General features: G+C 30.9%; 15 protein-coding genes. 6 read left to right on the top strand and 9 right to left on the bottom strand.

The annotated features are described in order from the left end of the window. Positions 1-40: 40 nt before the first annotated feature. The 5 genes from AMO08_RS05425 to iolD are packed head-to-tail and all read right to left on the bottom strand — an operon-like array spanning position 41 to position 5,855. Positions 41-1,054 (bottom strand): ABC transporter permease, encoded by a 1,014-nt coding sequence (locus AMO08_RS05425; RefSeq protein WP_075485974.1) that lies wholly within the window; start codon positions 1,052-1,054, stop codon positions 41-43. Position 1,055: 1 nt separating this feature from the next. Next, a complete protein-coding gene (locus tag AMO08_RS05420) occupies positions 1,056-1,805 on the bottom strand; it encodes an ATP-binding cassette domain-containing protein (protein WP_075485951.1) in 750 nt (249 codons plus the stop codon). 22 nt (positions 1,806-1,827) lie between these two features. Continuing rightward, complete coding sequence (locus tag AMO08_RS05415) at positions 1,828-2,850, bottom strand: NAD(P)-dependent oxidoreductase (RefSeq protein ID WP_075485950.1); 1,023 nt, start codon at positions 2,848-2,850, stop codon at positions 1,828-1,830. After that, positions 2,850-4,004: a Gfo/Idh/MocA family protein gene (locus AMO08_RS05410; RefSeq protein WP_075485949.1), complete on the bottom strand. Its 1,155-nt coding sequence runs from the start codon at positions 4,002-4,004 to the stop codon at positions 2,850-2,852. The genes AMO08_RS05415 and AMO08_RS05410 overlap by 1 nt, the downstream gene beginning before the upstream one ends. Before the next feature lie 6 nt (positions 4,005-4,010). Beyond that, complete coding sequence (iolD, locus tag AMO08_RS05405) at positions 4,011-5,855, bottom strand: 3D-(3,5/4)-trihydroxycyclohexane-1,2-dione acylhydrolase (decyclizing) (protein ID WP_075485948.1); 1,845 nt, start codon at positions 5,853-5,855, stop codon at positions 4,011-4,013. Positions 5,856-5,947: 92 nt separating this feature from the next. Here iolD and AMO08_RS05400 point away from each other — a divergent pair, with 92 nt between their 5' ends. Together AMO08_RS05400 and AMO08_RS05395 are read left to right on the top strand one after the other, a co-directional pair. Then, the gene (locus AMO08_RS05400; protein WP_075485947.1) at positions 5,948-7,390 is read left to right on the top strand and encodes an NAD-dependent succinate-semialdehyde dehydrogenase; all 1,443 of its coding nucleotides are present in this window, start codon (positions 5,948-5,950) and stop codon (positions 7,388-7,390) included. A 2-nt stretch (positions 7,391-7,392) separates the two neighbouring features. Continuing rightward, positions 7,393-8,184, top strand: a complete 792-nt coding sequence (locus AMO08_RS05395) for an HpcH/HpaI aldolase family protein (protein WP_075485946.1) — start codon at positions 7,393-7,395, stop codon at positions 8,182-8,184. Here the strand turns inward: AMO08_RS05395 and AMO08_RS05390 are convergent. Genes AMO08_RS05390 through AMO08_RS05380 form a run of 3 tightly spaced genes read right to left on the bottom strand, consistent with a single transcriptional unit; the run spans position 8,181 to position 10,414 of the window. Continuing rightward, positions 8,181-8,996 (bottom strand): 3-methyl-2-oxobutanoate hydroxymethyltransferase, encoded by an 816-nt coding sequence (locus tag AMO08_RS05390; RefSeq protein WP_075485945.1) that lies wholly within the window; start codon positions 8,994-8,996, stop codon positions 8,181-8,183. The two genes, AMO08_RS05395 and AMO08_RS05390, sit on opposite strands and share 4 nt — an antisense overlap. Further along, entirely contained in the window at positions 8,993-9,409 is a 417-nt protein-coding gene (locus AMO08_RS05385) for a MarR family transcriptional regulator (protein ID WP_075485943.1), read from the bottom strand. The genes AMO08_RS05390 and AMO08_RS05385 overlap by 4 nt, the downstream gene beginning before the upstream one ends. A gap of 27 nt (positions 9,410-9,436) precedes the next feature. Beyond that, positions 9,437-10,414, bottom strand: a complete 978-nt coding sequence (locus AMO08_RS05380; RefSeq protein WP_075485941.1) for a DUF1907 domain-containing protein — start codon at positions 10,412-10,414, stop codon at positions 9,437-9,439. A gap of 88 nt (positions 10,415-10,502) precedes the next feature. Between AMO08_RS05380 and AMO08_RS05375 the strand changes: the two genes are divergently transcribed. From AMO08_RS05375 to AMO08_RS05360, 4 genes are read left to right on the top strand one after another with little or no spacing between them, the layout of a single operon-like run. After that, entirely contained in the window at positions 10,503-11,447 is a 945-nt protein-coding gene (locus tag AMO08_RS05375) for a ketopantoate reductase family protein (protein ID WP_075485939.1), read from the top strand. Continuing rightward, the gene (locus AMO08_RS05370) at positions 11,448-12,317 is read left to right on the top strand and encodes a 2OG-Fe(II) oxygenase (protein WP_075485937.1); all 870 of its coding nucleotides are present in this window, start codon (positions 11,448-11,450) and stop codon (positions 12,315-12,317) included. 28 nt (positions 12,318-12,345) lie between these two features. Continuing rightward, entirely contained in the window at positions 12,346-13,332 is a 987-nt protein-coding gene (locus tag AMO08_RS05365) for a phytanoyl-CoA dioxygenase family protein (RefSeq protein ID WP_075485935.1), read from the top strand. Positions 13,333-13,373: 41 nt separating this feature from the next. After that, entirely contained in the window at positions 13,374-14,330 is a 957-nt protein-coding gene (locus AMO08_RS05360) for an NAD(P)-dependent oxidoreductase (RefSeq protein ID WP_075485933.1), read from the top strand. Between the two features lie 57 nt (positions 14,331-14,387). Here the strand turns inward: AMO08_RS05360 and iolE are convergent, their stop codons facing one another. Beyond that, positions 14,388-15,287 carry a myo-inosose-2 dehydratase gene (gene iolE / locus AMO08_RS05355; RefSeq protein ID WP_075485931.1) on the bottom strand — a complete coding sequence of 300 codons (900 nt, stop codon included), beginning with the start codon at positions 15,285-15,287 and terminating at the stop codon, positions 14,388-14,390. Positions 15,288-15,519 lie beyond the last annotated feature (232 nt).

The raw sequence follows: 15,519 nt of genomic DNA, 5'->3' as shown, positions 1-15,519 counted from the left end.
AACAGTTCTAAATTAGATTAAAACAACTAATACGTGTAAATTATTTTCTTGTTCCAATATCTCTTCTTAGCACGTCTATATAAACAGCTAAAACTATAATTGAGCCGATTAACACTTGTTGCCAAAATGAACTTACATCCATTAAGTTTAGTCCATTACGAAGAATACCCATAATCATAACTCCAGCAAAAACTCCAAGCACAGTTCCTCTTCCTCCAAAAAAACTTGCTCCACCAATAATACAAGCAGCAATCGCATCGAGTTCTGACTGAAGTCCAGCATTTGGATACCCTGAGTCAGTTCTTCCAGCTAAAATTAAAGCACCAATACCAGATAAAAAACCACACAAAGAATAAACAATAATCAAAATTTTATTTACATTTATTCCTGAAGCTCTAGCTGCATTTGGATTGCCTCCAATTGCATAAATCCATTTACCAGTTTTACTCTTATTTAAAAAAATCCAAAAAATTATATAAACAATTGCAATTAATACTAAACTTACAGGTAAATATTGAGATTTTTCTAATCCCAACCATTGAAGATCAATTCTTCCATGTCCCAAATATCTAACTTCATCTGTAAAACCACTAATAGGAGTACCACCTGAAATTAAATTTCCTGCACCTCTAAATATATAAAGTGTGCCCAAAGTCATTATAAAAGGATGAGGCATCCGTAATAAAGTAATACCTAAACCATTAAATAACCCACACAAAAAACCTGCAATCAATGGCGTAATTACTACAATGAACCAGGGGGCTCCTGCTTTTGCAACGACAGCTAAAATCATAAGAGATAACATCATTATAGAGCCAACAGAAAGATCAATTCCTGCTGTCACAATTACCATAAATACTCCTAGAGCTAGCATTGATTGCCAGGATATTTGTTTAAAAACATTGGTTACATTTCTCCATGATAAAAACACATCTGGTTGTAAAATATGCATTACCAGAATCATAAGAACTAACAAAAGAAGTATTCCATACTTTTCAAAGTACGGAATTAATTTTAAGTGCAAACTTTCTATTTTTTTATCTTTATCTTCCATATTATTTTTTACCCATAATCCATCCAATAACTTCATCTCTTGAAGTATTTGAAAGGCTAGCTTCTGCAAAATTTGTTCCTTGGAATAAAGCCATTACACGATCACAAACTGTAAAAATATCATCCATTCTATGACTTATTACAATTACTCCAACACCTGTTTTTTTTAAACTATTAATAAGATCTAAAACTTTACCAACTTCTTTGATCGCTAATGCTGCAGTTGGTTCATCCATAATTACTACTTTAGCATTAAAGGCTGTTGATCTTGCGATTGCTACAGCTTGTCTTTGACCACCTGAAAGTTCCTCTACTTTTTGATCAGCACTTTTAACATTTATTTTTAACTTATCTAAATGAGCATTAGTTAACTCTTTAATTTTATTAAAATCTAATAATTTTAAAAATCCTAAATTTTTTGTTGGCTCTCTTCCTAAAAAAATATTTTCACCAATAGGTAAATTGCCTGCTAAAGCAAGATCTTGATAAACCATTTCTAAACCTAGGTTTTGAGAGTCTCTTGGACTTTCTAGTATTTCTTCTTTACCTTGAAAAAATAAGGAACCTGCGCTTGGTTTATAAAGTCCCGACAAAACTTTCATTAAAGTTGATTTTCCTGCTCCATTATCTCCAACTACACCCAAACATTCTCCAGCATGAACTTTTAGATTAACATTTTCTAACGCAGTAATAGTTCCAAAATATTTTGTTATTCCTTTGGCTTCTAATAGTGGATTGCTAGTTGACGACATAATTTATAAAATTATTAAAATATCAATTAATTGCAACTGGTTTTGAGGCTAATAACCCCACTGTTTTCAGTTCAGCTTTTTTGCAAAATTTTGGTTTTAAATTTTTTGAAATTAGATGCATGTCCTTTAAAACTATATCCCCCATATTATAAAAGGCCTCAGTCAAAGCTCCTGCTCTATGCGCTGAAAACAAAATATTTTTGACTTTCCTAATTGGGTCATTTTTTCTCACTGGTTCTTCAGGAAATACGTCAGTAGCTACATATAAATCTCCCTTTTTAACTCTATTGATTAAATCTTTAAAATTTACAACTGCTGCTCGACTCATCAATATGAATAGCGAGTTAGGTTTCATTTTGTTAATTAAATTTTTATTAATTAAATTTTTATTCTTAGTTGTTACAGCAGCTAAAACATAAATAATTTCACATGTTTTAAACATTTGATTTAAACTTACAGGTTTAAATCCAAAGCTTTTAATTTTATTCTTTGATAACCAGGGGTCATAAATATTTATATCTTTAGTAAATGGAAGTAACATTGGATATAAAGATTTAGCTAAATCACCAAAACCCATTAATCCAATTTTTTTTCCTGATAATAACGATGCTTTTAAATTACTTTCCAAGCCATATTTTTCTTTACCTTTTATAAAATCAAAATGAGCATTATGAATATTCCTTAATAGAGAAAGTGTCATTCCTAATGCAATTTCAGCGACAGGATTTGAAAACACTGGAGAAGTTGCAATTACATAGATCCCCTTTTTAGCACAATAAACATAATCAACGTTATTCATAAAATTACTTTCAACATTGATTATTGCTTTCAATTTTTTTGCTTTTGACAAAATTTTTTTATCTAAGTCTGGCTGACCTATAATGAAAGTAGCCTTATCAATATAGTTTTCATAAAATTGTCTTTTTTTTTTATTAGGTGCTATTAAAATCTTATATTTAGTTTTTAATTCTATTAATTTTTTTTTTGTGAAAATCAGACTCAATGTTCTTGGAAAAGGATCAGAAATAACAATTGGCTTTGACACTAAATTAAAATTTTTTTTACTTCTTCTTCAGTAAATTTTTTTGGTCTATCACATTTTGTTTGAATCTTTTGAGGAATTCCAGTATTTGCTGCCCTCATGGTTGACTCGATTATATCTAATACATGTAAAGATAAATCACCTGAACACCTATGCTTTTTATTTTTCTGAATAGAATATAACATTTCAGATAAACCAACACTTCGATAGTTAGCATTAGTAGCAGCTTCATTTGATCTTCCACTAGAAGAAGTTATGTTTATTTTTCCTAAATGCATCTTATCTGTTTTATGTTCACCCCATTTTCCACCTTCTGTAACAGAAACAAAAACAGAACCACCAAACATATTAGGATCTGGAACAATTATCGATCCCTTTGTGCCATAAAGCTCCATGTGATTTCTTTGATGATTAATTACATCAAAAGAAAGTGTTACTTGAATTATAGCACCGCTGTGAAATTGGATTGTTGCTAAATATGTTGTAGGAGTTTCAACTTTAAATGATTTATTTTTTTTTGGACCCGCTCCATAAATTCTTTTTTTAAAGGCTGTTAATGTTCTTCCTTGCACTTGTTTTGCTGGTCCAAGTAAATTTACTAAAGTTGTAAAAAAGTATGGTCCCATATCTATTACTGGACCTCCTTCTTTTTTATACCATGACTCAGGTTTTGGATGAAAAGACTCTACCCCTGGAAATGCAAAAATGGCATTGCCCAATTTAATCTCTCCAATCAAATCAGAGTCAATTAATTCTCGAGCTTTTTGAATTCCTCCACCTAAAAATGTATCTGGAGCATTTCCAAGATAAAGTTTATTTTTTTTTGCTAGTGAGACGAGTTCTTTACCTTTTGCAAAATAAGTTGCTAATGGTTTTTCTGAATAAACATGTTTACCTGAAGTCAAAACTTTTTTTGAGACTGAATAATGAGATTGTGGGATTGTTAAGTTTAAAATAATTTCTATTTCATTGTCTTTTAAAATTTCCGGAACTGTTTTAGATTTAATATTATATAATTTTGCACATTTATCGGCTGCTTTTTGATCAATATCTGCACATGCAATAATTTTAAAATTATTAAAATATTGTTGCCCCCTAAAGTATGTCTCAGCGATATGACCACAGCCTATAAGACCGACTTTAAATACTTTGTTCATACAGGTTTATACACCTTGTCTTTGTTTGCCTTTTCCTTCTTTATAAAGTTTTAAAGCTTCTTCATTTTCTTTAGTAGTCGGAATTTCTAGTGTGGGACTATCCCAAAAAGCTGATCCCTCAACCCATTTATAAGCATGAGTTTTAATTGAAATAACGTATGTTACATCAGATGCTTTTGCTCTCTTAAATGCAGCTTCTAGATCTGAAATTGAATTAACATGTTCAGACTTAGCACCCATACTTTCTGCATGTTTTGCAAAATCAACATCAACTAATCCAGGAGTATTTGAGCTCTTTAATAAGTTATTATACTCTTTACCGCCTTTAAATAATTGAAGTCGATTGATAACTGCAAACCCACCATTGTCACAAACAACTATAATCAATTTATTTTTTGTAATAACTGATGAATAAATATCTGTATTATTCAGAAGATAAGAACCATCTCCTACAAAAGAAATTACTTCTTTATCTGGATTAGCCATTTTAATTCCTAGTGCTCCAGAAATTTCATAACTCATACAACTAAAGCCCCACTCTGTTTCATGAGTATTTAATTCTCTAGGTCTCCAAACTTGAACAACTTCACCAACCAAACCTCCAGCTGCAGTAACAGCAATATCTGTTGGATCAGAGTTTCTGTAAATTGCACCAATTACCTGAACATAACTTGGAACTTCTTGATTTGTCGGGGCACTCTCTTTATCTATATGTTCATTCCATGATTTGAGTTCAGTTTGAGATTTTTTATTCCATTCATCTCCAGCTTTCCAACTACCTAATGCTTGAGAAAGCTCAGTTAATGAAACTTTAGCATCTCCAATGACAGCTTGAGCTAAATGTTTGTTAGCATCAAATCTTGATACATTTATTGAAACAAGTTTAAAATTTTTGTTTTCAAAATTTGCCCATGATCCAGTTGTAAAATCTGCAAGTTTGGTCCCAACTGCAATTGCTAAATCTGTTTCTTTTGCCAAAGTATTTGTATTTTTTCCACCTAAACCACCAATCTGGCCTGCGAAATGAGAATGATCTCTTTTCATTGTAGAATATCCCATTACAGTTTGAGTGACTGGTATGTTATGTTTAATTGCAAACTGACTCAACTCATCCATTGCATGTGAGTAAAAAACCCCGCCACCAGAAATTATAATTGGATTTTTAGATGACTTAATTTTTTCTGCTGCCTCTTTAATTTGAAATTCATCTGGTCTTGGTCTTCTAATCGCGTGTACTCTTTCATTAAAAAATTCTTCAGGATAATCAAAAGTTTGGCCTTGTATATCTTGACTTAAAGCAATACATGCAGGACCACAATCTGCAGGATCTAACATTGTTTGAACTGCTGCTGGAAATGATTGAATAATTTGTTCTGGTCTAGTTATTCGATCAAAATATCTTGTTACAGGTTTAAACGCATCATTAGCTGTAATATTAGGATTATTAAAATGCTCAACTTGTTGCAATACTGGATCTGGCATTCTATTTGCATAAGTGTCTCCAGGTAAAAATAAAATTGGCAATCTGTTACTCATAGCAACTGCTGCAGCCGTAACCATATTTGTTGCACCAGGTCCAACTGAGGATGTTGCTACAAAAATTTGTTGTCTTCTTTTTGCTCTAGCATAACCAATTCCTGTAAGAGCCATATTTTGTTCATGGTGCCCTCTATATGTTGGAAGTTCTTTTTGATTTTCCTCTAATGCTTGACCTAAGCAAGCTACGTTTCCGTGTCCAAAAATTCCAAAGACACCTGGAAATAATGGTTCTTTTTTGCCGTTAATTAATATTTTCTGAGCAATTAAATATTTAACTATTGCATGAGCACATGTGAGGGTAATTTTTTTCATAAATATGTTTATCTTTTAATATGTATAGTGTTTATATATAATTCTATTTATAAATTAAAAAACCTAATAAAGTAAACTTAAAAATAAATTCTATGTACGAAAAATTTGGACAATTCATTGATGGTAAATGGCAACAAGCTGAAAAGAAAGAAACTTACGATGTAATCAATCCTGCAACAGAAGAGGTGATTGGAAAAGCATCGAAAGCTTCATCTATTGAAGTACAAAAAGCATTAAAGTCTGCAGAAAAAGGTTTGGAAGTTTGGAAAAACACTGCACCATGGCAAAGAGCTTATGTTCTTAGAAAAATTGCAGACATGATGAGAGAGAAAAAAGATATTATAGCAAAATGGTTAACTCTTGAAGTTGGAAAACCTCTTGCAGAAGCAGTTGGTGAAGTTGGTGGTGGAGCTGATATTTTTGAGTGGAATGCTGAAGAAACAAAAAGAATTTATGGACAAACACAACAAAGTAGATTTCCAGATACTAGAGTTCATGTGTATTATCAACCTGTTGGAGTTGTTGCAGCTTTAGTTCCTTGGAATTTCCCAATAGTTTTAGCATCTAGAAAAATTTCTACTGCCCTAGCTGCAGGATGTTCTGTAATTTGTAAGCCAGATGTAATTACACCTGGTGCTGTAATGGAATTAGTAAACATTTGTAAAGAAGCTGGAGTACCAGATGGTGTGGTTAGTCTTTTGTCAGGTGATCCAGCTGAAATATCAAATGAATTAATGGAGTCGGATATAATTAAAAAAGTTTCAGTTACTGGATCAACTAGAGTTGGTAAAATTATTTTAAAAAAAGCAGCTGATAAAGTTCAAAGAGTTACTATGGAGCTTAGCGGACACTCTCCTTTTATTGTATGTGAAGATGTGGATATGAACAAAGTAGCTGATATAGCAATAACTGGTAAATTTAGAAATAACGGTCAGGTTTGTATCTCACCGAATAGATTTTATATCCAAGAAAACAGAAAAGAGGAGTTTGTTGATGCTTTTATCGAAAGAGCAAAAAAATTAAAAATTGGAAACGGTATGGATAAAGGTGTGGATCTAGGACCTTTAACAACAGCCAAAAGATTGGAAGAAATAGAAAAACTAGTTGAAACTACTAAAAAAGAAGGAGCAAAAGTATTAATGGGTGGACAAAGACCTTCTGGTTTTAATAAAGGATATTATTACGAACCAACTGTTTTTGATGATGTAAAAGATAATTTTACAATAATGAAAGAAGAACCTTTTGGTCCACTAGTTCCAATATTAACTTTTAAAACCTTTGATGAAGTAATTGAAAGAGCAAATGATAACGACTTAGGTTTATGTAGTTACCTTTATACAAATTCCATGGATAAAGCTCATATTGGATCTGAAAAACTAGAGTCTGGTTGTGTTGCAGTTAATACTGGAGTTGTTGCTATTGCTGAAGCGCCTTTTGGAGGAATAAAACAAACTGGTTATGGTCGTGAAGGTGGATCAGGTGCTATCAAAGATTATCTAAATGTGAAATATACTCACATGGGCTTAAAAATCTAAAAATGAGAAAAAATAAAGCTAAAGAAATGATGAAAGCAGGGGAACCTGTTATCAATGGTTGGCTTCAAATACCTAGTACTGTTTCAGCAGAAGTAATGGCTCACCAAGGATGGGATTCTCTGACAATTGATATGCAGCATGGTTTAGTTGATTACACTAATGCACTTCCAATGCTTCAAACAATTTCAACAACAGATGTAACTCCTTTGGCTAGAGTAAACTGGAATGAACCAGGTCAAATAATGAAAATTCTAGATGCGGGTTGTTATGGAATTATATGTCCGATGGTAAGTAATAAAGAAGAAGCAGAAAGATTTGTTCAAGCCTGCATGTACCCTCCTCATGGTTATAGAAGTTTTGGTCCCGTTAGAGGGTTAATCTATGGTGGTTCAGATTATGCAAAACATTCCAATGACGAAATGCTCAAATTAGCAATGATAGAAACAAAAGAATCTTTAGAAAAGCTAGATGAAATTATGTCAACACCTGGTGTTGATGGAATTTATATTGGACCAGCCGATTTAAGTTTAGCAATAGGTGAAGAGCCTGGCTTTGATAGAGCAGAAAACACAAAGGCTTATTCGGAAATATTAAGAATATTAGAGCATGCAAAGAAGAACAATATATTTGCAGGTATTCATAATGGTACACCTGAATATGCACAAAAAATGATAGGTAAAGGTTTTAATTTTGTAACTATTGGAGCTGATCAAAGAGCTTTAAGTGCTGGTGCAAAAGCGGTTGTAGAAAAAATGAAAGGTTCTTCAAAAAAAGAAGAGTCTAAAGCTTATTAATCTAGTTGATTTATAAATTCTTCAAATTGTTTCTTTTCTAAATTTGAAGATTGTTTCTTTCCTGGAAATTTTCCATTCATTGAATCTTTTTTAAAAGCCTTAAGAGCTTTTACTCTTTCTAGTTTTATTTCATTTCTAAGTTTCAATAAATTTCCATACGCTTTTGAATGTCTCGGGGGATTTTCTGTATCGCCACAGATGTCTTCCATAAATAAATACATTACATCAGCGTTTTTACCTGAACCTAATGAAACAGTAACTATGTCTGTACGCTTTGAAATTTCTCCCATTACATTCTCAGGTATGACTTCACACTCAGCCGAAAAAGCACCTGCATCTTCTAATCTTTTAAACTTTTGAAAGAGTTCGTACGCTTCATCAGCAGTTTTACCCACGGCTCTTAAGCCACCAATCCAAGTAGATTTTCTTGGAACTAAACCTAAATGCCCCATCACTGGAACATCTTCCTTAGCCAGCATTTCAACTATATCCATACTTCTTGGTGTCATAACTGCATCTGCACCATTCTCTAATGCTTTAAAAGCTCCACGCATAATATCGTCTGCAGTTACAAACTCATTTAATACTAAAGCAGCTGTTAAAAATAAATTTTTTGATCCTTCTCTTACAGGAATTACATTTTTTGCATTTGATATAATCATATCAAACCCTGCCTTTTCAGCTGCATCGGCTTCTTCAATACTATTCGCTGTAACTTGTGTAAATTTTCTTTTTCCTTTTGCTGCTTTTAAATCCCCAACAGTCAAAGTTCGTTTTGCTGGTTTAGCAGCCCAAGTATAGATATTCTTCATCTTACACCTTTATAAAGAATATCTCTTCTATCAATAAATTCCTCAAAGGTTTTAATGGTGATTACTGAAGGTAATATGAATATAGATCTTTTGTCTCTCTCATTTCTTATAATTCTAAAATAACCTTTTTTAATTGCTGTATCGATATAAACATTAGAGGTTAAATATGATTTCTCAATTACTTTGAGCAATTGATTTTTAGTAATTGATTTATTTTTATAATAAGCAAGCATAACCATGTGCAACATTATCCAATGTTGTGGAGTTAAGGAAAACCAATTCAATAATTCATTGGCTAATCTTCCTTCAAAATCTCCAAGTGATATTTCTGCTAATTGAATTCTTTTTTGAGTAAGTTTTGGTATTTTTTTTTGTTCTTCAAAGTGCTTAGGATATTTGAACTGTCTTTTCATTTAATAAATTTAAACTCATTGAGTTTTCTATTCAATACTATTTTTACTTAATAGTTCTTTATAAATGTTATTTACTCTATGTACTTCTGTAGCGGTATTAAAATAACCTTCATATTCTATTTCCTCAGGTGTGACGTCAAAATGATAATGCCCAGCATCTCTGTCATGTTCGTAAGAATGAAAGTGAGTATGTTCACCGGACTCTCTTAGATTTAATTCTCCTCCAGTAGGATCACCGGTCCAAAGAACAGTATAACATTGTAATTTTGGTCCAACAGGTTCATAAAATTGAAGAAAATCTTTTACACATTTCATTTGTTTTGGATCATAATACTCATGTTTAATATCTTTATAATCAGGTTGCACGTGTGATCTTATTTTTCCATCTAATACTCTAAATACTCCCCCGAGAGACAAGTGTTCATTATCTTTAATTTTTAAATTTTTTGATAAAGAATACCTCATTGCTTGGGGTAAAGAACCTTGTTCTCCATTTCTACCTTTGATTTTTATTTTAATTACTTTTCCTTGTTTACCATCTGTGTAATAAATGTTTCCAAGTCCACCATGTTTTTTTGCAGAATACTTTTCAACAATACATTTTTTGTCTGGGCTTACTCTTGCTATGATTGACTTAGATTCATCCGTGATTAAATTTTCATTTATTACTAATTCTCCACAATGACCATCTAAACATGACATTGCACCTGATCCAGCCCCTAAAGCATAAGATTTTTCAGAGTTGATCATTTTGGATATTTCTTGATAGTCAAACTCTGCACCAATAAATTTTGGATCATGCATGTAAGGCTCTCCACCAACGTCAATTATTTTTTGATTTCCACTTATTCCTTCTGATGGACAATCCCAATCTCTAAGATTAGGGCACTCTACTAATTCTACTTCAACTTTTTTGAAATTTTCAGATAATCCTTTTCTTAATGCATCTGAAATATCTTCTAATGAGTAATCTTTAAAAGTTCCTTTTTCTATTTTTAATTGCATGATGTAAATAAGCTATAATTTATTTTGCATAATGTCTATAGATAATATATATAATTTCTATACATAAATAATTTTAAATAAGGTAACGATGATTAATAAAGATTTGAAAGTAGCTGTTCTTGGTGCAGGAGCAATGGGTTGCTTGTTTGGCGGTTTGCTTGCTGAAAAAGGTTTAAATGTAATTTTAATTGATGTTTGGAAAGAACATGTAGATGCAATTAATAAAGATGGTTTGAAAATGGATGGTCATGGTGGAGATCGTGTAATCAAAGTTAAAGCCACTTCAGATCCATCATCGTTAGGAAAAGTAGATGCTGTAATTGTTATGTGTAAAGCGACAGCCTTAGAGCCGGCATTAAATAGTATTAAAAATATCATAGGAGACAAAACAGTATTCATGTCTTTTCAAAATGGTATTGGTCATGAAGCAATTATTCAAAGTATTGTGGGCAATGAAAAGGTAATTGGTGGAACCACAACTCAGGCTTCAAATATTTTAGGACCAGGTCATATAATGAATCATGGTTCGTTACCATCTTGGATTGGTGAGTACGAGGGTGGAATTACTGATCGTATTAAAGAAATAGCTGATACTTTTACAGCACATAATCTTGAAATGATTGCAGCAGAAGATGTAAAGAAAAGAAAATGGATGAAGCTTTTTGCTTTAACAGCAATTGGACCATTATCTGCAATTTTTGATCTTCATCATACTGATTTATACATAAACAATAAATCAAACGAAGTATCTAGAGGTTTGGGTAAAGAAATAATTTTAGAGACGAGAGAAGTTGCACTTGCAGATGGAGTAAATGTGTCTAAAGACGAATGCTTATTCATGTTCAACAAAATTGTAGATTCTATGCAAACCAATAAATCTTCAATGGCTTTTGACATTCAATACAAAAGAAAAACTGAAATAGACTTTATAAGTGGAGCTGTTTCAAAAATAGGTAAAAAACATGGGATTAAAACACCATTAAACGATCTGATGTATAAAATGATTAAAGTAAAAGAAGGAATGTACAGCTAAATGCTCAGTACAAATAAATTAAAAAAAATCAAAAGTAACTTTCCTATTTTAGTTGGAGACAACGTTGTTTCAAAAAATATCTGTAATTTATTAATTAAAGAAATAAGTAACTCAAAATCATTTGATGATATGATTATGGGAGGTAGAAGCAGGATTAATAAAGGTTCTAAAAATTTTAATTTATATATTAAAAAATCAGTTAACTCTGCAAAACTTTTTAAACTTTTTAATAGCAAGTCTTTTTATAAAAAAATTGAAAATCTTTTTACAAAAAATTTTAAGGATGGATCGTGGGTAAATTTACATAAACCAAAATCATTTAATCCTAAAAAGTTCACTGTTAAAAAAAAATTAAATTCTATTGAATTAAAAAAAATGTTGGGTAACAATTATACTAATCCTAAAGTAAATTTAGATATAGATTTTTCAGTATCAAAGGGAGGGTATAGATTAAGACCTCATCGAGATGATATAACTAGATTATATAATTTCTTAATTTATTTAACAGACATTCCAAAAAAGAATGGTGGCTCTCTTACTATCTATAGAAAAAAAGCAAAAAAAAATTTAAGAAAAAGTTTTAGAAGATTTCCAAAAATAACTGAGCTTGAAATAGTAAAATCTTTTACACCCAAAAAAGGAACTGTTGTTTTTTTCCAATCTACTCCAAATTCCTACCATGGAGTTAAGCGTTTTGTAGAAAAAAATTGTCCAAAGCGTTTTTTTATTTATGGAAGTTATGCATTAAATAAACCAGTTATATGGAATTACAAAGGTATCTCATATTATCCTCACATAATTAGTACCAAAAAAAGAATGTTAACCTCTTTTCATGATGCGAACTATTTAACCACAGCACCAAAACATTGAAATATTGTGAATGATAAAATAAATTTTAATGATGACAAATAGTCTTCAAAAAAAATTATATGAGAATGGGTACTTGATTGTTAAAAATGTACTTAACTTTAGAAGAGACTTAAAACCAATTCTAAATGATATGGAATTTGTTATGGATTGTCTCATCCAAAAATATGCAAAAAAGAAAGACGTAAAAAAAGTCCTTAATTTCGATTTTAAAAAAAAATACTCTTATATTTCAAAACTTAATATTTATGATTTGGATCAATATTTTAATACTCGATTACCAAGAGACCACGTAAAAAAAGATAGTGATTATTTTGCTACTCAATCATTATGGAATTTAATTACTAATAAAAATATTCTGGATGTAGTAGAAAATATTTTGGGTAAAGAAATAATGTCTAACCCTGTTCAAAATACTAGAATTAAACAGCCCGAAAAAAAATTACCAAAGGGTTCAATTCATGATGGTCTAAGCGGAAGAACGCCTTGGCATCAGGATGCGGCTGTATTAAATACAAGAGGGCAAAAATTAACTGACATGGTTACTGTGTGGATTCCTTTTACTAAAACTACAAAAAAAAATGGATGTATGATTACTGTTAAAAAAATCAATAAAATAGGATTACTAAATCACGTTTCAGGATACAGAGGACAAGTAGAATTAAAAAATAGTGAATTGTTAGATGACATGAAACATGTTTATTTAGAAGCTAACATTGGTGATGTGATACTTCTGCACAAACATTCGATACACTGTTCTTTACCAAATAGATCAAATGATTTTAGAATAAGTGCTGATCTAAGGTATAATGTTGCGGGACAACCATCTGGACGAGAGCCTCTTCCCAATTTTTACGTTAGAAGTAATAATAAAAAAAATCTTAAAATTAAAAATTTTAAACAATGGCTAGCTCTCTGGGAAAAAGCTAAAGAAAAATGTATTCCAAGAAAATTTGCTTTTAAATATCCTCTGCCTACTTTCAAAAATAACAAAAGAGATTTATCTAATTTAATTTAATATTAATATTTTATAAAACTTATATTTGTGTATAAGTGCTTATGAAAAAAATATTAGTAATCCAACCTATACATGAAGCTGGGATAGAGCTTATTAAAAATAATCCTGATTATGAGTTCGAAGTTGTAGAAAATACAGATATTGAATTTCTTAAATCAAAAATAAAAGATTGTGATGGCGTTTCAATTAGAACTGCAAAACTAGCTGGAGAAGTAATTGATTGTGCAAACAAACTTAAAATAATATCAAGACATGGTGTAGGTTATGACAATATAAATTTGGAAATCACTAAAAAAAATAATATCACTCTTGCAATCACAGCAACTGCAAATGCAGTAGCAGTAGCTGAACATGTAATGTTTATGCTGCTAAATATTTCTAAAAAAGGAAATATGTATGATGAAACTGTTAAAAGCGGCAAATTCAATGATCGAAATAAATTGCCCAAAACAGTTGAGTTGTGGAATAAAAATATATTGATTGCAGGGTTTGGTCGTATTGGACAAGCTTTGATAAAAAGATGTCATGGATTTGAAATGAAAGTTTTTGTTTATGATCCATTTGTATCTAAAGAAATGATTGAAAAGCTTGGCGGTATAAAAGTCGATAATTTAGAGGAAGCCTCAAAAGATATGGACGCAATATCTCTTCATGTACCACTTAATGAAAAAACTAAAAATATTATCAATTATGACTTGCTAAAAAATATGAAAAAAAATTGCATTATAATCAATGCTGCAAGAGGTGGGGTTATAAATGAAATTGATCTTGATAAAGCTTTAAATGAAAACTTAATTCTTGGAGCTGGTTTAGATGTTTTTGAAATTGAGCCACCTGATCCAAACAATCCTTTACTTAAAAATAATAAAGTATTTTTAAGTCCACATACAGCTGCGTTCACCGAGGAATGTATGACCAGGATGGGAAAAGAAACAATTCAAAATATTATTGATTTTTTTGATGATAAATTAGAAAAATCTAAGATTGTAAAATTATAATATAAAAAATTTAGTTTAAATCACTTTTTGATATTTTAGAAAATGATAAATTATTTTCTATTTATCGATCTCAATATTACTACTATTTAAAGTTTTGGTTAAATATTTGTACCCTATTTTTGCGTATTCAAATGGGTTTGCTTTTGCAGGATCTTGTTCTGCCTCTACTACCAACCATCCAGAATAATTTTTTTTCTTCAATACATCAAACAATGGCTTGTAATCAATACATCCATCACCAGGAACTGTAAATGCACCCTCTAAAAATGCTCCTCTAAAACTTAAATCTTCTTTTAAAGATTTTTCTAAAACACCTTTTCTAATATCTTTACAATGCACATGAATTAATCTTTCACTAAAGTCGTTTAATATTTTTAAGGAGTCCCCTTGAGCAAACAACATGTGACCTGTATCTAATGTAAGTTTTACACTATCATGAGTGTTCTCAAGCAATCTTACTGTATCTTCTTCAGTCTCTATTACAGTGCCCATGTGATGATGATAAGCAAGCGGCATACCTTCATCCTCAAGATATTTACCCATTTCAGAAATTTTTTCATAATATTTTTTAGACTCTTCAAGATCCATTTGAGGTCTTGTAGATAATTTTCGATTTGGATCTCCTTGAATTGAGCCAGACACTTCAGCAAAAACCATACAAGGTGAGTTACAGTCTTTAAAAAGTTTTAACTGATCTTGAATAACTTTTTTTTCTTCATCAACACTATTTGTTCTTAAATTAGCTCCATACCATCCTGAGCAAAGATTTAGATTAAATTCGTTAAGTTTAGGGATTAATTCCTCTGATTTTTTTGGAAATTTACCACCAGATTCAATTCCAATAAATCCTGCTTGACTAGCTTCAGACAAACATTGTTCTAAAGGAGTATCACCACCCAATTCTGGCATATCATCATTACTCCATGCTATTGGTGCAATTCCTAATTTTACTGTCATACAAATTATTTAAAATTTATATTCTTTTAGAATATGATGTTTTGTGCATCAAGAGAATTATATTTGAAATTGATGTTTAATTCATCATTAAAAATGTTTCTTGATTTTGTTTTTTAATTCTGCTCTATATTCTTATGCTTAATTTTTCTTTGATGGGTGCGGGACGGATTGGAAAAATGAAGAAGCTTTAAAACTTTATAAAGAAGGAAAAGGCAAACAAAGACAAGGTGTA

Source organism: Candidatus Pelagibacter communis, assembly GCF_001180205.1.
Lineage (GTDB): Bacteria > Pseudomonadota > Alphaproteobacteria > Pelagibacterales > Pelagibacteraceae > Pelagibacter > Pelagibacter ubique_O.
Note: the sequence above shows the minus strand (reverse complement) of the source record. Positions and strands in the feature narration are given on the sequence as shown.